Origin of the sequence: Paraburkholderia largidicola (assembly GCF_013426895.1) — a bacterium.
GTDB classification, from domain to species: Bacteria; Pseudomonadota; Gammaproteobacteria; order Burkholderiales; family Burkholderiaceae; genus Paraburkholderia; species Paraburkholderia largidicola.
Window position 1 is genome coordinate 493,462 of sequence record NZ_AP023177.1, and the last position, 21,686, is coordinate 515,147.

Annotated in this window: 22 protein-coding genes; 19 read left to right on the forward strand and 3 right to left on the reverse strand. The window is 60.5% G+C overall.

The features are described from left to right. Positions 1-163 precede the first annotated feature (163 nt). From PPGU16_RS41650 to PPGU16_RS41715, 14 genes are all read left to right on the forward strand, one after another. A complete protein-coding gene (locus PPGU16_RS41650) occupies positions 164-1,213 on the forward strand; it encodes a TadA family conjugal transfer-associated ATPase (RefSeq protein WP_180727417.1) in 1,050 nt (349 codons plus the stop codon). A gap of 17 nt (positions 1,214-1,230) precedes the next feature. Beyond that, positions 1,231-1,611, forward strand: a complete 381-nt coding sequence (locus tag PPGU16_RS41655; RefSeq protein WP_180727418.1) for a TrbC/VirB2 family protein — start codon at positions 1,231-1,233, stop codon at positions 1,609-1,611. A gap of 40 nt (positions 1,612-1,651) precedes the next feature. Further along, entirely contained in the window at positions 1,652-1,915 is a 264-nt protein-coding gene (locus tag PPGU16_RS41660) for a VirB3 family type IV secretion system protein (protein ID WP_243460835.1), read from the forward strand. Further along, positions 1,909-4,368 (forward strand): VirB4 family type IV secretion system protein, encoded by a 2,460-nt coding sequence (locus PPGU16_RS41665; protein WP_180727420.1) that lies wholly within the window; start codon positions 1,909-1,911, stop codon positions 4,366-4,368. The genes PPGU16_RS41660 and PPGU16_RS41665 overlap by 7 nt, the downstream gene beginning before the upstream one ends. A gap of 19 nt (positions 4,369-4,387) precedes the next feature. Then, positions 4,388-5,122 carry a DUF4141 domain-containing protein gene (locus tag PPGU16_RS41670; protein ID WP_180727421.1) on the forward strand — a complete coding sequence of 245 codons (735 nt, stop codon included), beginning with the start codon at positions 4,388-4,390 and terminating at the stop codon, positions 5,120-5,122. 16 nt (positions 5,123-5,138) lie between these two features. Further along, complete coding sequence (locus PPGU16_RS41675) at positions 5,139-6,155, forward strand: type IV secretion system protein (protein WP_180727422.1); 1,017 nt, start codon at positions 5,139-5,141, stop codon at positions 6,153-6,155. After that, positions 6,152-7,507, forward strand: coding sequence for a TraI domain-containing protein (locus tag PPGU16_RS41680; protein ID WP_180727423.1), 1,356 nt, complete (start codon positions 6,152-6,154; stop codon positions 7,505-7,507). Before PPGU16_RS41675 ends, PPGU16_RS41680 begins: the two co-directional genes overlap by 4 nt. Further along, positions 7,507-9,378 (forward strand): conjugative transfer system coupling protein TraD, encoded by a 1,872-nt coding sequence (gene traD, locus PPGU16_RS41685; protein WP_180727746.1) that lies wholly within the window; start codon positions 7,507-7,509, stop codon positions 9,376-9,378. The genes PPGU16_RS41680 and traD overlap by 1 nt, the downstream gene beginning before the upstream one ends. A 10-nt stretch (positions 9,379-9,388) precedes the next feature. Next, positions 9,389-9,907, forward strand: coding sequence for a hypothetical protein (locus PPGU16_RS41690; RefSeq protein WP_180727424.1), 519 nt, complete (start codon positions 9,389-9,391; stop codon positions 9,905-9,907). Continuing rightward, positions 9,864-10,148 (forward strand): hypothetical protein, encoded by a 285-nt coding sequence (locus PPGU16_RS41695; RefSeq protein WP_180727425.1) that lies wholly within the window; start codon positions 9,864-9,866, stop codon positions 10,146-10,148. Before PPGU16_RS41690 ends, PPGU16_RS41695 begins: the two co-directional genes overlap by 44 nt. Continuing rightward, positions 10,138-10,743, forward strand: coding sequence for an IncC plasmid conjugative DNA transfer DtrJ family protein (locus PPGU16_RS41700; RefSeq protein ID WP_180727426.1), 606 nt, complete (start codon positions 10,138-10,140; stop codon positions 10,741-10,743). Before PPGU16_RS41695 ends, PPGU16_RS41700 begins: the two co-directional genes overlap by 11 nt. A 315-nt stretch (positions 10,744-11,058) precedes the next feature. Continuing rightward, positions 11,059-11,946, forward strand: a complete 888-nt coding sequence (locus PPGU16_RS41705) for an ATPase (protein WP_180727427.1) — start codon at positions 11,059-11,061, stop codon at positions 11,944-11,946. A 12-nt stretch (positions 11,947-11,958) separates the two neighbouring features. After that, positions 11,959-13,650, forward strand: a complete 1,692-nt coding sequence (locus PPGU16_RS41710; RefSeq protein WP_180727428.1) for an ATP-dependent helicase — start codon at positions 11,959-11,961, stop codon at positions 13,648-13,650. A 27-nt stretch (positions 13,651-13,677) separates the two neighbouring features. Further along, positions 13,678-14,397, forward strand: a complete 720-nt coding sequence (locus PPGU16_RS41715) for a hypothetical protein (RefSeq protein WP_180727429.1) — start codon at positions 13,678-13,680, stop codon at positions 14,395-14,397. A 65-nt stretch (positions 14,398-14,462) separates the two neighbouring features. Here PPGU16_RS41715 and PPGU16_RS41720 read toward each other — a convergent pair whose 3' ends face one another. The 3 genes from PPGU16_RS41720 to PPGU16_RS41730 all read right to left on the reverse strand — a co-directional run bounded on the left by PPGU16_RS41720 (position 14,463) and on the right by PPGU16_RS41730 (position 17,018). Further along, positions 14,463-14,981, reverse strand: a complete 519-nt coding sequence (locus tag PPGU16_RS41720) for a hypothetical protein (protein WP_180727430.1) — start codon at positions 14,979-14,981, stop codon at positions 14,463-14,465. Between the two features lie 40 nt (positions 14,982-15,021). Continuing rightward, complete coding sequence (locus tag PPGU16_RS41725) at positions 15,022-15,414, reverse strand: bactofilin family protein (protein WP_180727431.1); 393 nt, start codon at positions 15,412-15,414, stop codon at positions 15,022-15,024. Positions 15,415-16,394: 980 nt separating this feature from the next. After that, the gene (locus tag PPGU16_RS41730) at positions 16,395-17,018 is read right to left on the reverse strand and encodes a DUF1845 domain-containing protein (RefSeq protein WP_180727432.1); all 624 of its coding nucleotides are present in this window, start codon (positions 17,016-17,018) and stop codon (positions 16,395-16,397) included. Between the two features lie 627 nt (positions 17,019-17,645). On the opposite strand from PPGU16_RS41730, the gene PPGU16_RS41735 reads away from it, so the two are divergent. From PPGU16_RS41735 to PPGU16_RS41755, 5 genes are all read left to right on the forward strand, one after another. Then, complete coding sequence (locus PPGU16_RS41735; protein WP_180727433.1) at positions 17,646-17,912, forward strand: DUF7696 family protein; 267 nt, start codon at positions 17,646-17,648, stop codon at positions 17,910-17,912. Further along, complete coding sequence (locus PPGU16_RS41740) at positions 17,909-19,327, forward strand: recombination directionality factor (RefSeq protein ID WP_180727434.1); 1,419 nt, start codon at positions 17,909-17,911, stop codon at positions 19,325-19,327. The genes PPGU16_RS41735 and PPGU16_RS41740 overlap by 4 nt, the downstream gene beginning before the upstream one ends. Positions 19,328-19,508: 181 nt before the next feature. After that, complete coding sequence (locus PPGU16_RS41745; protein ID WP_180727435.1) at positions 19,509-19,784, forward strand: hypothetical protein; 276 nt, start codon at positions 19,509-19,511, stop codon at positions 19,782-19,784. After that, positions 19,781-19,930, forward strand: a complete 150-nt coding sequence (locus PPGU16_RS41750) for a hypothetical protein (RefSeq protein WP_180727436.1) — start codon at positions 19,781-19,783, stop codon at positions 19,928-19,930. Before PPGU16_RS41745 ends, PPGU16_RS41750 begins: the two co-directional genes overlap by 4 nt. Positions 19,931-20,149: 219 nt before the next feature. Further along, positions 20,150-21,532: a metallophosphoesterase family protein gene (locus PPGU16_RS41755; protein ID WP_180727747.1), complete on the forward strand. Its 1,383-nt coding sequence runs from the start codon at positions 20,150-20,152 to the stop codon at positions 21,530-21,532. Positions 21,533-21,686: the final 154 nt, after the last annotated feature.

Consider the following 21,686-nt stretch of genomic DNA (forward strand, 5'->3'; position numbering starts at 1 on the left):
CATTTCGGGTTAGTGACCTGAGCCGGCTCGGGTGAGCGAACGCGGTATCGCCGCGCCGCACGACATCTTCAGGTAGTGCCACGCGCAACGAATCGGCAAAAGCTCATTGATTTGATCGGTCTTTCGGTCTGCTACAGGTCACCGCAGCCTGAAAAATAGCAGCATGTCCGAAGCTACCGAAAATCCCCTGCTCAAGGTGCGCCCGCTTGAAGAAAGTGCGGTGCAGATGTTCTTCGCGTCCGTTAGCCCGCTGCGTGAATACTTCGAAGCGCACGACGTCGCCGAAATCATGGTGAACAACTTCGACAATGTCTGGATCGAGCGACGCGGGCAGATGCATCGCCTCAATCTCACGCTGAATCAGGCAACGCTTAACGGCGCGATTCTTTCGCTCGCAGCATCTGTCGAGAAGTCGGCGAAGGCCGGCACTGCACAGGGCATCATTAATGCCGGCCACAAGGGCTTGCGTATCGCGGCCGTCATGCGACCAACGGCGATCGATGGTCACGCGATGTCGATCCGCAAGCACAGTGACAAGCAACTCAGCCTCACCGATTACGTCGCAATGGGTGCGTTCTCGCGCGTGAACGCGCGACACGAGCACAACGACGAGAAGCTCTTCTATCCCGGCATCGAAAACGAAGGGCTGATGGCTGCGGTCAGCGAACTGATCATTCGTCGCAAGAACGTGCTCGTGGCAGGCGGCACCTCAACGGGCAAAACCACGTTCCTCAACGCGCTCGCCGCGCAGGTGCCCGAAGACCAGCGTGTCATTACCATCGAAGACACGATGGAACTGAAACTGCGCGTGCCTAATCTTGTGCGCTTCCTGTCGAACCCGGACAAGGGCGTCACGACACAAGCCCTTGTTGCGCTCTGTCTGCGCTTCCGTCCTGACCGGATCATCGTTGGCGAAGTGCGCGGTGGCGAAGCGTTCGACTTCATTCAGGCACTGAGCACCGGTCACGACGGCGGCCTGGGCTCGATTCACTCAAACGATGCACGCGGCGGCCTCAGCCGTCTGGAGAGCCTCGCGATGCTGGGTATTCCGCCTGGCAGCCGGTGGGATCTTGTCGACATGCGCAAGGCCATCGCCGATTGCTTTCATTACGTCATCCATCTGCGCCGTACCGGCGAGCTGCGCCACGTTTCCGAGATCGTCGAGATCAAGGGGTTCAAGGATGGGGACTATGTCCTCAACCGTGTTTTTTAAGCAAACAGGAGCTGTCCATGAAGAAGTGCCTCAAGTCTGTCCAGTCGCGACTGCGTGCCGTTGGCGCCGCTGCATATCATCGCTTTTTGAGCCGTCGCGAGATCAAGTCGACGATTGTCGCCGCCTGCCTCGCGTTTTTCGCACCGTTCGCATCGGCCGTTAGTGTGAGCGACCTTGGCCCGGCAACCGATGTGATCTGCCTTATCTCCGCATATATCAGCGGTCCTTGGCTGTACGGCATAGGCATCGTCCTGATCATCGTAGGCGCTGTCGCGATCGCGAGTTCGGAAAGCACCATCGGCAAGCTGATTTCTTCCGTGTTCGTAGGACTGGGCCTCGCTGCCTGTGCAATACCTATCGTCAAAAACCACCTCAACATCCAGTACACCTGTGCGTAAGCAAACAAAGGTAAGCCGCGGGCTGTCGCTGCCGCGCCAGATGGGCGGCGCGGACCGTGGCCTTGCGATCGCTAACGGCACGCTCACGATGCTGCTGTGCTATTCGAGCATGACCTTTGCGTTTTTCGGCGTGGGCATCGTAATCCATTGGATCCTGCGCTGGAAAAGCAGCCGCGATCCGTGGTGGCGCGACGTGATGCTCGTCTACAACCACTACCCCGACCTGCATGAGCCGCTTCCATCGACGAAATTTTCTGCGCGATTCAAGCGGCCGTACGGTTTCGATCAGGATCTTCCATGCTGAAACGAATTGTGCGCCGGCCGGTACAGGAGATTGCGCCATGGGCAACCATGGTGACGCCAGAACTCATCCTCGACAAGGACGGGTCACTCCTGACCTGCTTTACCTTCGAAGGAGTCGATGCTGACTCGCCGAACGCCGACGATATTTCGTCTGTACGTACGAATCTGGATAACGCGTGCAAGAACTTTGATCACCGGATTACCGCGTGGTGGCGCCTCTCGCATCGTCGCGTGCGGGGGGCAATCGACGGGGCATTCACAGCGGACATCGATGCCTACGTAGACAAGATCAACCGCAACCATGTGAGCAGCGGAAAGTTCTTCCGTAACACGCATTCTTTCTCACTGGCGTACACGCCGGAAACCGGTATCAACAAGGTCTTCGAGAAGGTCGCGTATCACATGACGGTTGGCGGCAGATCGATGCTGCCTGCGCTCATCGAAACGGCCAAAGACACGTTCTTTGCCCGGAGCGCGTTCGCCTTTGATCTCGAGCGCATGACGTCGGATATAAAGCGCTTCGAGTCGATTCTCGACGCGTTCAAGGGTGGGGTGACGCGTCTGAAGGCGAAGCGGCTGGAGCTGCAGAATGCGCTCGCATATCTGCATCAGACGGCTAACCCATCGGTGCCGCCACGCCGCGTGCGGTATCCCGTCACGATGCTCGATACGCACCTGACGGAAAGCACGGTTGTTTATGGGGCTGAACACATCATGTTCGAATCGGCCTACGGAGTCCGTTATGCCAAGATCGTGGCGGTCAAGGAATGGATGGGGTTCCAGGAAGCGGCGCTCGACGTGCTGTCTGAAGTCGATGCTGAGCTCGATATCTGCGTGATGTTCCGCTTTCTGGATACCAGCAAGGCCAAGCAGTACATCGAAAAGATCCGCAGCTTTTACAAGATCGCCGCGTTCAGCCCGTGGGCCATCATCAAGGGATTTCTGGCGAAGGAGGAACAGAAAAACGAGAAAGGCCGGATGATGCTCGCGGAGGAGGCCGAAGACGCGCTCGCGAAGATCACGGCAGAGGGGCAGCAGTACGGATTCGCCAACATATCCGTGATCGTCTATGGCAACACGGTCGAAGAGTCCGACGATGCAGCCCGAGAAGTCGTCGGCCGGATCGGCAACGCCGGTTTCGGGGTGGTTCTTGAGCGCGATAACCTCGCGGCTGCTTGGAATACCACGCTCCCGGGTCGCTGGGACAAGCAAAAGCGCCTTCAATTTGTCGAGACGCCAGCCGTCTCCGACATCGCACCCGTTCGCAGCGTGGCTGAAGGTAGCGCTGTCAACGCATGGCTGACACAACAATCGGGCCAGAAGACGGGGCCGCTGACCATGCTACCCACGCGCCACAAGACGTTGCAGCGTGTGAATCTCCACCGACCGGGCGGCGCTTCGCACCTGCTCGTGCTGGGGCCGATCGGCATGGGCAAGTCGATCATGCTCAACTTCCTCATGTCGCAGACGGGCCGCCACGGCGCCCGCCGTGTGCGCTTCGACAAGGACCGCTCAACGCGCATTCCGACCGTGCTCGCCGGGGGACGCTTCATTGATGCGACGGGACGCTTTGAGGCGGCGACGTCGGTTAATCCGTTGTCCCTGCTCTGCGACCAGCAGCATTACCCGTATGTCGCTGAATGGGTGCAGATGGCGATCGAAGACGATACCTTCCGCTGCAGCAAGAATCAGGAGCGGGAGATCTTCGATGCGGTCACCACGCTGGGTGACGGCTACGGACGTGAGTTCTGGACGCTCTCCTATCTGAGCACGATGCTTGGGATCGAGCTGCGTGAACGGCTCGCCGTGTGGACGAAGGGCGAAAAGAACGGCCGGTTCTTCGATCACGTCGACGACGCGTTCACGCTGTCGGACGACCTCTCCATCGAGATGGGTGATCTGTTCAACAACTTCCCGGTCGCGGCCGCGCTGTTCATGGATTACGCGTTCTACCGCATCGCGCAGTGGTTGGACGGCAAGCGCTACACCGTGATCGAGGTCGAGGAGGCCGGCTTTTTCTTCCAGAACGAACGCTTCTACAAGCGCCTGGAAATCTGGGCTGTGACGATCCGGAAGCTGAATGCGACGTTGATGATGGCGACGCAGTCGCTCGCACAGGTCGCACGTATCGCGGACTTCGAGGTGCTCAAGGAAAACATCCCGAACATCATCTACCTGCCCAATCCCGATGCGAAGAACAACCTGCATCTATATCGCGACAAGTTCGGCCTGACGCTCGACCAGATCCAGATGATCGTTGAGGCCGCGCCCAACCGGGATTACCTGTGGGTGACACCGGACCAGACACGCATGCTGCAGGCGAGCTTCCCCAAGGAGACGCTCGCGGTGCTGCGCTCAGACGGCCGCGCCCAGGCCGTCCTCGACCGGCACGTGAAGTCAGGCGCTCCGGATTTTGCCAAAGGGTACCTCGCCGAAATGATGACTCTCGATTGAACCGTTACGGGAACAAACCATGAAAACGCTCCTGACACGTCTCGCCCTCACAGTGGGCATGATCCTTTGCGCTTCGTACGCCGCGTACGCGCAATGGGTGGTGATTGACCCCTCGAACCTTATCCAGAACACAATCACGGCCCTCAAGGCTGTGAAGACGGAGGTTTATCAGGACACCAACATCGCCTATCAGTATCAGATGATGGCGAACCAGATACTTCAGGCGACCAACCTCGACCCCACGGCGATGAAGGCGCAGTACGACCAGATCACCGGCGACATCTCGAAATACAAGCAACTTGCCGATAACGCAACCAGCCTGTATGGCGATCTGCAGAACGGAAACCAGTGGCTTTCGCACGTGCAGACCATGATCTCCCGTTCAGGCAAATCGAATGCGCAATGGTTTGCCGATATGGGCACGCTTTATAGCCAGCGCGACAACCAGGCAACCCAGTTGATGCAGACGGGTAACAACGTCGTCCAGCATATTCAGGCACTCACGAAGCGGCGACAGGAGTTGCAATCGCAAATGTCGCTGACGCCAACCGCGCAGGCTACAGCGGAACTCACGACGCACTATCTCGACGTGGTGTCGAGCCAGATGAGCGACATGCTTCAAATGATGGCGAACAAGACGCAGAAAGATGCGCAGCAGCAGTCGGCGGATAACGCCGACGACAAGGCACGGTCAGCGAACGCAAAGGCCTTCCTCGATCAGCAGGCCGCCGAGCGCGCGGCATACGGCTACTAGGAGCTGGGAAGGCGACATGTTGCTGCGAGACATAAAACACCTGGTCATTGCCTGTTTGGTGGCACTGTTTGCGATCGGCGCGGCGCCGGCGTTCGCTGACGACACATCAGCGCCCGCGTCAGCCAGTGGTACGGCTGCCAATCCCTACGTGAGTGCTGGCGAAACGGCCGCGGGCAATGCCCGTGCGATCGACAAGATTACCGCCATGTTCTCGTCGGTCATGAATACCGCAGTCGAGGCGTCCCAGAGTATCCAGAAGGAATCGGACAAGTTCGCCAGCGGACTGGCGGTCATCACGATCGTTCTCGCCGCCGTGCGCTTTGCCGCAACAAAAGACCCGGTGATGGCGTGGGTGGCGCTGCTCGAAGAACTGGGCATTCTCGGCATCTTCGCGTCGATCTATGTCGGCTTTGCAAGCTGGGCACCGAACTTTTATAAGTGGTTTGTCTCGCTCGCCAACGACATTGGGGGCGCGGATATGACCAGTGCGCTCAGTATCATGGGCAATGCGGCGGGCCAGGTCTTTGACTCCGCCGTCCAGGCGTGGTCCGGCATCGGTTTCAAGCTAACGATGATCCCGGACGTGATTGTCGCGACAATCCCGCTGTTTCTGGCCTGGGCGCTGCTTTCGGTCACCGCGATCATCTTCGTCTTCTTCATCAATATCGGGCAATTGCAGTTTGCCGCAGGCGTTGTGATGGGCCAGATCGCGTTCGCGCTCGGCTTTTCTTCATTTACGCGCGGCTACTTCAAGACGTGGCTCGACTACATGATCAGCGCGGGCATGTATATCGTCGTCGCCGCTATCCTGTTGCGGCTCGTGACGCACAACATGGTCAACGCCGTCCAGGACGCCGCGAGGTTGGGGCTGACGACGTCTGGTGCGGCTGCCCAGGTATTCGATCTTGCGTTCTTCGTGTTCCTTGTCTCATTCGAGATTCCTAAAATCGCGGGCATGTTCGGTGGCGGCGCGAATGCCAGCGGCGCAATCATCGGCAAAGTCGCGAAGACCGCGACGGCGGGTGTGGTATGACGCTGCACACGCCTCTGACGAACGACGCGCTGCTCACGCAGCACGAACGACGCGTCGACCTGATTGCCCAATGTGCAAACGAAGTCAGCAAGGCCGATTTCGAGCGCAAATGGATGAGTGTCCTGCGGTCGTGCGCTGGCTGGTTTTCTTCGTTGCCGCTTCGGCCCGACCTGTATCGCGAGCCCGGCGGCGCATTTCGTTGCACGGTCGAGACCGCCTTCTACGCGATGCGGCTCGCCGGCGGACAGAAATTCGGCACGAGCCTGCCCTCGGAAAAGCGCCGCCGCGTCGAGCCGCAATACAACTACGCGGTGTTTTTAGCGGCCGTCTGTTCCCGGCTTGACGAACCGTACCGGCATTTCGTGATCGAGCGCGACAGGGACCAGCAGGCGTGGAACCCGTCGGTGCATGGTGCGGCGGGCACATGGCTGGCAGGATCCGACTATCGTGTCTCGCGTCGGGAACAACCGCTGCCCGTCGAGCGTATGCGCACGGGGATGCTGGCGCAGGTTCTCGTGGGTTCGGACCTGCTGTCCGGGCTGGATGGTGAGGTGCTATCGGACCTTTTCGGCGCGATCAATCCGAACATGCAGCCGCTCGGGGCCGAGTCGGTGCTGCATAAGGTCGTCCGCCAGGGAGTGAGCACCGCCGACGAATTCGACCGCAAGGCGCAACGCGCCGTATTCGCGCCTGTGCAATTCGATGTGCCGTCAGCCGTGCATGTAGCGGCCGAGCTGGAGCCCGTGATTACGCCAGCGCCCGCCGCGCACCAGACGGCACCCGCGGCGGCGCCCGCAGCCGCGCCTGTTGACCCGCCCGTCGACGCCGCTTCATCGCCGGAAAGCACGACAATGCCGCAGCCCACATCCCCGCCCGTTGACACGTCTTCAATGGCGCAGTCGCAACCGTCGACGGCCTCAGCGGTAGATGGCAAGCCGTCGCCGCAGACGCTACACGAGGCGGTGGGCATCCCGCCCGCGACGCAGATCACCGTGGCCACACCCGCGCCTGCAGCCGTCGACCCGAGCGCCATGAAGGCTCCGGCGCAGTCGACCGGCGCCCTTCGCGATCCGGCGCCGCCGGCGGCCTTCGATGAAGTGCTGAAGGGCGTGCCGAATCTCGTACGCGAGCTGTTTCAGGCGCTGCGCGAGGACGTCGCAGCAGGAAAAGCAGCGGTGCAATGGAACGACAAGGGTCTCGTGCTCCCGAAGCGCCTTGTCGGCGGATACGGTGTCAGCAGCAGCACCCTCGTCGAGCATATGCGCAAGCGCAGCCTGATGGTCGCCGATGAAGCGACCCAGATCACGCTCACGCCCCGCGCTGGCCAACTCATACTCGATAGACCCGCATGATCACCCATTACATCAACCATTTCAGGCCCATATACGAGTTTCGCGCGGCCTTGTTCTGGCTCGCGGCACTCGTCATGCTGCCCCTGTCTGGAATGCCCTTCGCGTGGGTATTCGTACTGGTGGCGCTCGCGTTTCTCACGTTGCGTTCATTCCAGATATGGCGCGCATTGAAATTCCGGATGGCCATTTCAACGAAGTGGCTGACGACGCTGCAGATCCCCAAGCTGCTGCAAATCCAGAAGCGCATGAAGGAAGAGGCGAACTCGATGTACCTTGGCATCGGGTTCGAGTGGACGCAGAAGCATTGTCAGATTGCGCATGACATCCTGCGTATGCCGACCACGGATATTCCCGGGTTACCGAAATGGCTGAACAAGACGAAGAGGGGCCGCAAGATCGAGGCCGCTATCGAAAATCTGTTCGCGCCAAAGGACAGCACCCGCGATCGGATGCCACAGGGTGCGTCGTGGATACACGGGATCGAGCCGAATAAGGGGCTCGTGCCGTTCCACTACAAGTCGATGGGCGGACATACTGCCGTTGGCGGCACAACAGGTTCCGGCAAGACCCGCACCTATGAGGTCATCTCGACGCAGGTCATCCACCTTGGTGACGTGCTGATAAACGTCGATCCGAAGAACGACAAGGACTGGAAGTTGCGAGCGGAAAAGGAAGCTGCGCGCACCGGCCGTAAATTCCTGTACTTCAATCAGGCCAAGCCGTCCGAGTCCGTCCGGCTGGAGCCACTCGACAGCTGGTCGCAGCCGTCTGAGATTCCGAGCCGCATCGCACAATTGATGGAGGAGGGGCCGTTCCGTGACTTCGCCTATCTGTTCATCAGCCGCTCGGTCAACGGCGAACTGTACATCGGCGACAAGCCCAATCTCCGCTCGATCCTGAAGTATGCGCAGGGCGGTATTGCGCCGCTCCTCGAAAAGGCGCTGCGGCGATTCTTCGCAGAAAAGGGACTGACGGACTGGGAGCAGCAGGTCGCGACGGAAACGACGCGACAGGGACAGCGGAACAATGCCGTCTCGCTCGTTGACGGAATGATCGGGTTATATAACGCACGGTTCGCCTCCCAGGAACAGGGTCATGAAGCGATCGACGGCCTGATCGCCACGCACACGCACGACCGCGAGCACTACATGCGGATCATCGCGTCGGCGCTCCCGTTGCTCCAGATGCTGGCGACGGGTGAAACGGGACTGATGCTCGCGCCGAAGGTCGACGACTTCGAGGACGAGCGCGAGGTATGGACCATCGAGAAGGTGATCCGCCAGAAAGCGATCCTCCATATCGGTCTCGATTCGCTCTCGAACAGCATCGTGGCGAAGGCCATTGCGTCAATGCTGCTGGCTGACGTGTCAGCCGTCTGCGGTTCGATCTACAACTTTTACGAGACGCCACCCGACGTGGTGCTCATCATCGACGAGGTGGCCGAAGCCATCAACGAACAGGTGATCCAGATTCTCAACAAGGGTCGCGGCGCGGGCTTCAAGGCGTTCGTCGCCTTCCAGACGCGCGCCGACCTCGAGGCGAAACTTGGAAACGCCGCCAAAATGCTGCAGGTTTTGGGCAATCTCAATAATCAGATCATCCTTAGACTCGAAGACACTGACACGGCGCAGTGGTTCTCCGACAAGGTCGGAGAAACTGCGATCCGAAACATCACGATCACTGGCAGTACGAGTACCGGGACCGAAGCGCACATCGGGGAATTTACTGGTGGTGTTTCGCGATCACTTCAACTGGAGAAAGCCCCGCTGATTCCAACCCGCCTGATTCACAGCCTGCCCAACCTGCAGTATTTCATGCGCATTTCGGGCGCTGCCGTGTACCAGGGCCGCATTCCAATCCTTCAAGGCTGAAAACCTACGCATGTCTGCCGTATTCAAAAAAATTATTCGCGAACACAAGCTGTCGTCCCGCCTGATTCCTGTCTTCACGCTGGCGCCGGAACTGGAGCTCGCCTGCGCACGCGTGGCCGATTTCATCGGGGAAAAGTTCATGGGCGAGTCCGAGCCCCTCATCAAGGAAATGCTCGACACTGCGATCGCGGCCTACAAACGCACGCGCAAGACGGGCAACCCGCACATCGCGTTCATGCAGGGGCTCTTCTGCCACGCGAACCTGCTGTACGCAAAACGCTATGTTGCGCGCGACGGCGAGCGGTACTACGTCTGGCCGCCGATGCTTGAACCGGTCACTGAATTTGAAGCGCGGCACGAAGCGCGCGGCACCGAAATGGTTGAGGAGCGTTGCCCGGAAGTGATCACGCAGCGTTCGGCGGCTTTTCAGCTGGCCGCACGCGCACTGACGGGCGAGAACTTCCGCCTTTACTTCGAGGACTACGATGTCGCTCACACCTATTCTGATTGCGAAGCTGTCGAGGGTTGATCTGGACGTCGCGCGCCGCGCGCTGAGCACAGCGAACTCGCAGGACACGCTGGATGAGTCGCGACCGGCTGAGTTTTCGCGCGGCGCAGGCGCACGGGCGTATGGGATGGCGCTTTTCATTTCACGACGTCCCGTCCACTTTTACGCTGGCATGTTCGGCCTCATCCTCTTTCCGTTGTACATGCTGTCGCGGTTCGTACCTGCCCTGATCGAGTGGGGGGTGCAAGCCTATGGCCGGTAGCCGCTTCGCCTCTCACGTCAAGTGGTGGTTCTTTCTTGTGCCGCTGCTCGCACTTTTTGTCATGCCCGCGCTTCCCGACCGGTCGCTGTTTTCCGTGCCGCCCGAAGAAGCGGAGTCGGTCCAGAACGTCGTGGGCGTTGAGCGTGCCGATGACGTTGTGACTTTGACCAACGACCGGTTCCGCCGCTGGTTCGTTGATACAGGGATCATCCGCGCAACCCTCGACGCGTCCGGCTCGGGCGAAATCGGCGAGGCGGGTGTGTCGGAATTTGCTCACGGATGGGTCCACAATTTCTGGCTCGAGGTGTATCGGGTGATTTATCGCGCGAGCGTCATGAAGTTGTGGATCTTCGGCACACTCGTCTTCTGTGCAGCAGCATTCGTTGACGGTTCCGTACGACGCAAGATCAAGGCGTCAGCCGCCGGCTTCGCCAGCCCGCTCTCATTCCACCTCGCCGGGCACGGAATCCTCCTCGTTTTCGGGATGACGTTTGCCGTTCTCGCGGCACCGTTCCCCGTGCTCGCGCAGTACTGGATCGCAGTCGCCGCGGTGCTCGGCGCGCTGTTGTGGAAGGCAGCCTCCTCGTTTCAGTAACACTTTTCCCGGAAAGCTGTTGGAAACAGGCTAGCTTTCCGGGTTAAGCACCTGAGCCGGCTCGGCTCACGCCACTACGCGCTGTCGCCGTACGCGATGCGTATCTCCTCACACCCACCGCAAATCCTTCCCCAGCGCGACCGGTTCGCGTCCGCTCTGTCCGCGCACGCCGTGAGCGCCTGCGTCTTAGCCGCACTCTCCCCCAAAAGCGAATTGAAATCGACCATGTTTTGGCCGTATTCCGGTCCGTAGCGTCGTAACAATAAGGTCGTACCACGCGCGTTTGGGCGCACTTTCCACAGGACTGAATCCACTATGACCATCATCACGGAAGAGACGAACCTCGACGCTGTTAGCACTCCCGCGGCCGCGCATGCCAACACGGCTGGCGCGCCGGAACACGTCGTGGGCGCTGGGGCCCCGGTAACCGGCAGCGCCGGGCCGGCGACGACCGACGGCGCCGATAACGGCGAGATCGAACTCGAACTGCAGCAGATGGAGGACGCCCCGACCACCCTTCAGAAAGAAGGGATGATCAGCGAGACGGAAGCAGATGAGAAGCGTGAGCAGGTCGCGCGTACGCGCAAGATGTTCCGCGAACTGTCGCCAGCGGAACGCGCAGCGATCGTGAAGCGCCGCCGCGAAATTGGTCGCGAACTGATGGATCGGCAGCTGTCGGGCGCAGCGGTGGTCCAGGCAGCCGTGCGCCTGAATCACACGCGTCTCAAGCCCCTGTTCGAACAATGGTGGCCGTACCTGAACCGGATGAGCATCAACCTGCAGCGTTTCGGCCGATCGACCTTCGGGGCGGAAGATCAGGGCATAGTCACGGCGTTCTTCGAAAAACAGGTCGGCGACCTGGAGGCCTATGTCGACGAGCAGTTGAGCGTCGCCCAGGGTTTCCGCGAAAAGACCGAAGCGCGCCTGAAGGAACAGGGCGATATCGTGTTTGCGCCGAGCGTGACCAAGCCGTCGCTGGAGATCGGTGTCGAAGCATACTCGCGGTTCTCGATGCGCCTGCTGTCGTTGCTGATGAAGTTCGACAAGGTGATGGATCATTTCGATTTCCTCGTCTGGAACGGTGTGCGCGACCAGTCGGACGTCGACGAGGAAACGACCCGCTTCCTGCGCAAGTTCCATCCGATCGGCGTGCGCGGCTACATGACTCACCTGCGCCTGATGACCACGGTGCGCGGCCGGTAACGGACTGCCATCATGCTCGACGGGCTCAATCCGCAGCAGCGTGAGGTAGCGGAACTGCGCCAGCACTGTGTTGCGATCGCGTGCCCAGGTGCTGGCAAGACCAAGACCATCGCGGCGAAGGCGGCTCATTTGCTGGCCGACCCCGCCGCAATCGTCGGCGCTGTCACCTTCAGCAAGGACGCGGCAGTCGAGCTGCGCGACCGGATTCTGGCGCTTGCCGGTGACGGTGCCAGGAAGCGGCTTATCGCGGGGACGTTTCACTCGCTCGCATTCAGGCAACTGGGCAAGCGCGATATCGCGACGGACGGCGACCGCATGGGCCTCATTGCGCGTGTCATTGCGGAACTCGGGCTCGCGTGGAAGCCCGAAGAGGTCATACCCACCATCGAGAGGATCAAGACCAATTTCGGCCGGGTACAGGCGGGCACCGAAGATGCGCAGATCTACGCCGCCTATCAGGCCGCGCTTGAGCGCAATGGCAAGATCGATTTTCAGGACATGCTGCGCCTTGCCGTCGCGGGAATGGAAGCGGGCGACATCGCGCCCTACCGCTTCACCGATCTGCTCGTTGACGAATTCCAGGACACGGACCCGCTGCAATACCGGTGGGTTGAGCTGCACGCAAAGGCCAATGCAAGGGTAACCGTGGTGGGTGATGACGACCAGAGCATCTACGGATTCCGCGCGGCACTTGGTTATCGCGGCATGGAAGACTTCGCGTCCTCCTTTAACGCGCAGAAAGTGGTGCTCGGTAGCAACTATCGCTGCCATGGCGAGATTCTTTCAGCGGCGGACCGCGTGATCCGGAACAACACCGACCGGATCGCGAAGCTTCTGCATGCCGAGCGTGGACCGGGTGGTTCCGTTGCAATAAAGAGGTCCGACGACGAATATGCGGACGCGGTTGCGGCCGTCGAGACGTTGCATCCGCTTCTGAAAGCGGGCAAGTCGTGTGCAATCCTCGCGCGCACGAACCGGATTCTGGACCCGATCGAGGCAGTCTGCCGCTCGCACGGCGTTCCATATTTCCGTGCGTCCGGCAGTTCCGTGCTCAATCGCCCGGAGGGCGCACTCATGTGCAACCTGCTCGGCATCGCGGAAGGGCGCAAGCAGAACGGGCTGGATGCGGTTTTCGGCTACATGGGCGTGAGCACACCACTTCTTGCCGTGCTGCACAGTGACATGGGGCCAGAGCTTGTTCAACGTCTCAAGAAGGATCTTGTCGCGCTTGGTCTGCCCGAAGACACCGCGACGGTCTATCGAAGTTTCATGAAGCGCCTTTCCGAATGGCAGGCGATGTGCGAACGCAGTTTCTACTCGCTCGTGCTCGACGGCGTGCATGAGCTGATGATGACGTACGCAAAGAAGGACCAGTCCATCCGCGCGATCCAGGGCACCTACGACGTGATATCGCGGCTTTCTGGCACCTTCGCTGAGCGGATCGAATACCTCCGCCGCGACAACAACAAGCCAACCGATGGCGCACTCGTCTTGACAACGATGCACAGTTCGAAAGGGCTGGAATGGGATCACGTGTGGATCTCGCGGGCGGAAGAGGGCGTCGTGCCGGACGAAAAGAGCACCGAGTCTGAAGAGCGCCGCCTTTTCTATGTTGCGATGACCCGTGCGCGCGACGGCCTGACCATCGCGACCATCAAAAAGAATCCCGTCTCCCGGTTCCTCATCGAATCGTCTATCCAGTAACTGCTGATTCGTTTCCTCGGAGTGATCATGCTAGACCGCGTGTTTCGCAGATTCGGCTATGTGCCGATCTCCACGTTAAGCCTTGTGCCGCATAGCGAGGCGCTCCCTTTGCGTGAGCCCTTGCATCGCCTGCACGCGGACGGGTTCGAGATGGCGAGAGCGAGTACGGATGCGCTATTCGCGTGGCACGAAGAGGGTGAGGGCTCGCACTTTGCCATCGGACGGGATGACTGGGCACCACTCGCGGCCGCCGGCTTCTGCCTTACCGACAATGCCCAGTGCCGGGCGTGGCTGGACGAGGCTTTGCGCACGCGCGCATGGATTCCCCACGACATGCTGGCGTCGTGGCATGACGCTAACCGGTATGTGATGCGGGGCTTCGGAACCCGGCTGGACGAGCGCAGCGCGCAACAGCAGGCGCCATCGGTCGCTGGCTCGGAGCACGAGATTGCTCCGCTCGTCAAAGCGAATGAAATGGCGGAACTCTTCGCGCTCACGTGGAAGCGATACTATCAGTCCTCTCCGTTCCAGCGGCTTGGCAACTCGGCCGCGTTCAACAGGCTCGCCGTCCATCACACGCTGCGGCTCGCTGCTCAAACGAACGAGCACGCGCTTGAGCGGGTGCTCGAATGGTTGGCGTTGTGGCTGGACGCGCGAGGTCTGACGGTCGATCGGCGAGAGCAGCTAGTGTATATGCCCGGCTACCAGGCCCTCTATTTCCGCAGTGACGCAGAGCAGTGGCCCTGACCCGACAGCAACCCAACGAAAAAGGGGCGCCCTCAGGCGCCCCTTTGCATTTATGCGCGCGATGGTTAGAGATCTGCGTTGTGAAGCTTGAGCGCGAGACGATAGTGAGTGTCGCCGAGCGGAACATCGATGCTTTGGCCGTCTGCAATGTCGACAATAACCTTGTTGACCTTCAGACCCTTCGTGCTGACGGTTTCGGATCCGCAGTCGGCAGGACCGTCCTCGTGCTTGCCCACGAACTCGGTATCCTGAACGCTGACGGAGAGCTGCGCCCGCGTTCCGTCGACCACAACGGGGTCGATGAATATCGCGAGCCCGACAAAGACGCTGTCGCTCGCGAGGCTGGTTGCGTTTCCGACTTTGGTGCACCTGCCGTAGCCGATCTCGGTGCCGCTGCGCATCGCGTAGGGCGCTTTTCCGACAATTTCATCCTTGATGATGGAGGTGCCCATCGCGATCTGATGACCGTCCTTGTACAGAGCGACGTCGAGCTGTTGTTGCACCGGCGTTGCTTCAGCGTGCGCACAGGTGATTGCCGCACCCGTGATGATGAGCGGGGAGAGAGCTTTGACCAAGCGGTTCATGAGACTCCTTGAGTGTCGTGTGGATGCAGATTTCGAGGGGTCAAACACTTGACGTCGTGCGCGATAGTTGCTGCACATTGCTGCCGGCGTTCTCGATGGTCAGGTCGCTCTTGCGTTTAACCTGGCCCTCGAGCGATGCACGCGGTCCGAGACGGATCGTCCCGTAGTAATAGACGTTTCCGATGACCCGGCCATTGATTTCAAGAACCCCCCGCGCGTGCACATCGCCCTCGACCGTGCCATCCACGCGAACGTGTTCGCCTTCCACCTGTCCTTTCACCATGCCGCCCTGTCCGATATGCAGGAGGCCAGCATTCGACACAATGTTGCCGTCCACGATGGCAAAGCTGCTGATCCCGTGATCGAGAAAGACGTCGCCATGAATTGAAAGACCTGCAGACAGGAGCGTGACATTAAGCGGTTGTGGCTTCATCAGAATGCCTCATCAAAAGAGCTGTACGTCGCCAGACCTGGCGGGCTGGGCTTTGGGTTGCGCGGGCGCGGCTGAATCAGGCGCTGCGTCGCTGCTTGCGGCTGCCGTCGCGTGATGGGTAGCCCGATGGAGCGGGCGCAATGCCGCACGCGGCTCTGGCTTGGGCGCTTCCGGCGCCGTGGTCGCCGATGACTTGATCGGTGTTGTCGATGGGGCCGCGCCGGTCGGCTGCGCTGGTAGGCTTCGCGGCTGTGGCTCTGCCGTGGCGGGCGGATTTGTCGGCGCGGCCGGCGAGGGCGTTGCAACAGCACTCACCGGTGCAACTGGCGTCGACTGTCGCGGCGCACGAATGGGGGACGCAGCAGCAGCCACGTTTTCGGTGGCGGGCCGACTTGTCGGCAGAGTCTGTGCGACTACCGGAGTGGAATTGGCTGCAACGAGCGAATGGGCGTCGACATTCGCGAGTGCCGATTGAGTGCCGGGCCTGTGCGTGTCGAAATCGCTCGACGTCAGCGGTCGTGCGGGGTTGGCGTCGATCGGCATCTCCCCATCCGGGCCACTCGCCGGAATCGAACCGGCTGCCTGCTTCGCAGCACTGGCGACAGCGGCGGTTGGAGCAACCACCGTCTCATGCATCGCGCGCCAGATACGCGCGACGCTCATACCGCCGCCCGCCGCTACGGCGGCTATGGCAAGCGCGATGAGGGCAGGCTTGCCTGCCTTGCGCACCCCCCAGCGAGATGGAGAACGCGAACACGCGCGCTCGGTCCGGCATCGGGAGCCGGTAGCGCGGGCATGGCCGCCGTATGACTTGCAATGTCGATGATCACCGGCTGCGCGGTGTACTGCGCGTGCAGTGCCTGAATTTCCCTTAGGTCCATCATTTCTCTCCTGTGGCAGAGTTCGAGCGTAGCCACCCCGCTGCGAAGTCAAGTTCGCGCAGGACGCTGTCCTGGTCTGCAAAGAAAAGCGAAGCGCTATTACCCGCGACGCTCGCCATCGGCGTCGTACTGATCGTTGTCCGGCATGCAGATCTGCACGATCTGTTTGAGCCTGCGCTCAGCGTTGTTGAGAATGCGCGCGCGGTCGTCGCCAGTGATCTTGCCTTGCGCGACGCGCTCGGTTGCACGCGCATATACCCGGTCGTATTGCGTGAGGCACCGGACGAGCAGTCCCGCGAGCGGGCGCGTGATCGTCAGCTCGATCAGATCGTGCGGCAGTTCGATCGGGCGCACGTTATGGCGCAGTAGCCACTGCTCGGTCTTGCGTAGCCACTCGGAGGTATCGCGCAGTGCCGCCTCAAGCGCCCGCACTTTTCCACCGCGCGCGACGGCAATCTTCGCAGCGCAGAAGTTGTAGTCTGAACGAATGTAGTTCCGGGCAAACAGCGACGAGTAGCGCAGAACCGTTTTGGCATCTGACTCCGGATTGATACGCGCGATCCGTGAATCGCTAGTCAGGCGTTCAATCGGTTTCAGGCCACTATTCGCCGCTACCGCGACGGGGGACTGCGAAGGTTGCGGAAGCGTGCCCGGCGCTCGTTGACCGGGTGCAAGGTCGGGGCGCGGGTCAGGCTCCGGCGTCTGTTCAAGAACTGCGGCCATGTGAATTCTTCGGGTGGTCTCTCTCACCGGCCATTTTGCGCGAGCACGTCAGACGATATACGGCCAAAAGCTGTGCTGTTTTCGTGATCTTTCGGGGCTTTGCAAGCTGAATTTTGCGCAATACTGACTCTACTTCTCGCGTCTCCGACGCATCGACATGACCCGGCTAGCCCGGAGTCCATCTTCTGTACAAGCCGTGCCTCGTGCATGCTCCGACCAGACGGCAACTGGTGTGGAATTTTCTTCTGATGAGCGCCTCGCCAGCGCTCCCCATTCATTCAGTCATAAGACTCGTCACCGGCCGCATTCATTTGCGCCGTGACATCGTTCGGACCCGGACATCGGGTGTTCTCTCTCCAGAGCCTGGTCTGGGTAGAACGATCGAAGTGGACTGAACCGTGATCCTGCGGCGGAATGAATTTTCCGAAAATGGGCTGTTGCGCAGCGTGACCATGCTGCGCGAGGGCGACTTACGCCCTCGTATATGAGCCTTACGGCTCCCTGAGCGCCACGACCCCGGAAGGGTTGTGGCGCTCGGGTCATTTCCATCGAATCCAGAAACGCGTTCCTCACACCGAGGGACGCGTTTTTTTTCGTCCGTTGTTTCTGTCCCGTTGGAGGTCTTCATTGCTTCCTGACCGTCTTGACCAGCGCATAGCCGAAGCGATCAGCCACACGATCGACGAGGAGCGCGCAAATGCCGATACCACGTCGCCGGCATGGCGACAGCGTTGCGAGGTTGCCCAGGTCGCGAAATACAGCGATCCGGAACGCCGCGTCTTTCTTTCCCATGTAGCCGAACGCCGCGGAGAGGCGGCAGCACACGAACTGGAGCGGTCAGCCGGTCAGTTGCGCACAACGGCCATTTTCTTTCTAGCGAGGAAACTCTCATGAACGCAGTAGTCAATCTGGTCAACGGCCCTGTTCGCAGCGTCGTTGAGGAGCGAGCTTTGCGTCCGCCCGTGATCGGGCACATTCGCCCGGGCATCAAGGTTCTCACGTCGAAGGCACGCGGTAATGCACGTGCAGTTGAGCTTTACGAGAACATGGTTTCAGCAGGAGAGTCTTTCGACGCGATCGCGATGGCGCTCGAATCGAAATGCAACCTGAAAAATGCGCTCGCACCGAAAAACACGCCGTATTTCACGTGTCGCCGGTCGGACTTCACCAATCCCGACGTTGCCGACGAGATCCTGAAACTCTACGGCGAAGATCGCGGCGAGGGGCTCAAGCTCTATCGCTTCCCCGTGCTGTTCGCGTTCAATGACTGGATGCAGAATCTGCCGAACCAGATGACCGTGTACGGTTCGAACGGTCGCAAGTTCTGGTCTCAGTATGAGCGCGACGGCATCCGGTACTGCATGACGTATGCGAAGGTCGCCCGTGACCAACGCGCGCAACGTGCCGTTCGGCACTTCGGTGGCCGCACCGTCATCCGCCGTCAGGACGAGGCGATTGCCGATGGCATCTGCGACCCCGAACAGTGTCCCCAGTATCAGGCGCGTCAATGCAACCTGTCGGCGAGTTTCATCTTCGCCGTGCCGGACATCAAGGGCCTAGGTCTCATCGAACTGCCGACCAACTCGATCTACGTGCTTCAGAAAGCTTACTCGGCGATGCAAACCGTACAGCTTGCGCGAGGCAAGCTAACCGGTACGCGATTCTGGATCACGAAGAGGGAGTTCGATATCACCCGGATCAACGAGCAAGGCGAGGCAGTACGCACGCCGCAGATGCTTACGGTGCTCGATGCCGATATTGATATCGGTGCTCTGCTCGACGCAGCCGAGGACGCGGCCCCGGCGCTCGACGCCGCAAATCAGGCGGTTGCCCTGATCGAAGCCAGCGGCAATGTGGTTCCGATCGGCAACGTCGATCGGGCGATTACCACGCTGACGCCAATGACCGAGGTCGCTGGAGCTGGAGGCGCATCGAGTCCGGTGGTTGCTTTGACAGAACCTGCGTCGTCGTCGGTACCTGCAACTGGGAATCCGACCGATGCGCAACCGGTTCCGGGGCCGCTCCTGCAGCACGTCCTCGCGGGACAATACCCGGGCGGCGCAGAGGCGCCTGAGTCGCTGTCCTGCAAGCGTGACCGCATGTCCGATCTGCTTCAACGACTTGGGTTGAGCGCGGATGACCGGAAGCAGGCTTTTCGTATCTACGCTCACACGACATTCGGGCGTGGCTGGGCTGAGCGTGCAACTGACGTTGACAGGATGAACGAAAGGCTGGCCAAAGCATTGACTGATCCCGCCGGGCTCGATCGCGAGATCGACGCAGCGACGCAGCCAACGCTTCTGGACTGACGACGTTCGCGACTTCTAACGCAATGCCGGCCCTTCGGGGCTGGTTTTCTTCTCCTCCCGATCGAGACCATTTCAGCAAGCCGGCGTTTGCTCAAATCGTTTCGACAGCGCATCCCGCGCATCGAAATGCCGCGCAAGTGGCCGTCCGTGCCGTAGAGGCACTACTTTCACAAGAGGAACCATGAAGAAGCTTGCAAAGACCCTGCTCGTCGCTGCTATTGCTGGTTTGTCGGCGGCGCCGGCGTTTTCCTGTTCGTTGCAGGACATCACGACGGAGCCGCTGCGCAACATCATCAACCAGCAAGGCGGCTACCCTATCAGCGACGAACAATGCGCCATGTTGAACGCGCACCATCTGCGCATTCGCGTCGACGGTGATGCGGTCGTCCTCGACGGCGTGAATATGGCGTGGGCGGACGTCTCGGTGATGAACGCGGACCACCGAACAGCGGAGTGAGCACCCGGGTCAACCGGAAGGCAACGCCCAGTCAGACCGTCGCAAACCAGTTGTTCTTCGAAGCGTTGCAGCACGCGGTGAGCTCGCTCGACTGGAACGCTGCCACCGGGCAGTTCTCGTCATCGGGCAAGTCGCTGCTGAACTGACGCTCTACTGTGTATAGCCAACCTTGGGGCTGGCTATACCCATCTACTACGAAAGCGCTTTAGCAAGCGAACCGTCGTTTGCTCAAACGCTTTCGACAGCGCATCCCACGCATCGAAAACCACGCCGTGATCACGGCCATCTCTTTTCAGGCGTCCTCCGGGACGTTATTTCCATTCAGGCTGCCCGCGGGCGGCCATTTTTTATTTCTGGAGGCGAAATTGCAACTCGCACATTTTTCTGACCTGCATTACGCGCCGGACAATCTGGTTGAATCGGATCGTTGTTTCAGCTTCGCAATCACCGACGCAATCGGGCGCGGCGCCGAAGTTGGCGTGATCTCGGGCGACTCGACCGATCATCGTCTCGATGCGCACGCGCCGTCGCTGAATGCGCTGGCCACGCAGGTTCACCGGTTGGCCAATGCAATGCCTGTTCTTATGCTTCAGGGCACGTTTTCGCACGAGCCTCCGGGCACGCTCGACAACTTCGCGCTGATGGGCGGCACGCATCAGATCTTCGTTGCGGATCGCGTTTCCCAGGTCGCCCTGATCGATGGTCGATTCTGGGCATCGAAAGGACCCGTGTTTTCCGATGACGAGTTGCGCCAGTTCATCGACCTGAACCCCGAAGTGGTGTTCACCTGCCTCCCCACGGTCAACAAGGGCCAGCTTGCCGCGAGCGTTGGCGCGCTCGAGGCAGGTACGGGACTGGGCGATGTGCTTGCCGCGTTTCTGGCGGCGGCAGGCCGGGTGAACAGACAGTTTCGTGCTTCGGGTATCCGGACGGTGGGCGTATCGCATGGCACGGTCAACGGCTGCACGACCGAGCACGGCGTTGTGATGGCTGGTTTCGACCACGAGTTCTCGCTGACGGCGCTGTTTGAAGCTGAATGCGATGGATTCATGCTCGGTCATATCCACAAGGAGCAGCAGTGGGAGCGCGATAGCAGGCTCGTCGCTTACCCGGGGTCGATCGGGCGGTTCCACTACGGCGAGGAAGGCGATAAGGGCTATCTCGCCTGGAATGTGGAGCCGGGCAACGCGACGGCAACGCTGGTTCCGACTCCATCGCGTCAGATGATCTGCGTCGATTTCGATGGGCCGCCCGACATGGCGCGGCTCCAAGAGATTGCTGCGGCCGCCGGCGACAAGTTCGTGCGGGTGCGCTGGCAGATCGACGAGGAACATCGGCAGGCGGTCGACCGCGAAGCCATTAAGGCGCTGTTTGCTGGTGCAGCGGATCTCAAGGTGCAAGCGCGGATTTTGCCCGTCGTGCGCAGCCGTGCCCAGGGCATCAGCCTGGAGACGACTGTCGAAGGCAAGCTCGCTCGCTGGTGTGATCTGGCCAATGTCGAAGCCGACCCGCTGCAGGAGCGATTGCAGCTGCTCGCCTCGGGCGACGCGGAAGCGATCGCTGCCAGTGTGCTGGAACGCATTGACTCGCTGGCGCAGTCGCCGTCCCTCGCCGTAGTGCTGCCTCATCCGGCGGCATCGACACCGGCACGGGAAGACGCTGCACCTGCGGCCGAGCCTCAACCTACAAAGTCGACACCAGCAGGATCGACGCTCGACTGGCTCAACGATGATCTGTTTGGGGCCTAGCCGCCATAGCGAGAGTGGCCATTACGGCACTCTCGCGCGGAACACAGCCGTGTTCCGGTAGCGCGCCGCGCCGTGCGCTACCGAAACAAGGTTCACCCGCGTCTTCGACGCATCGATCGCAGTTCGCTGCATCCATCTTTTTCTCTTAACCCTG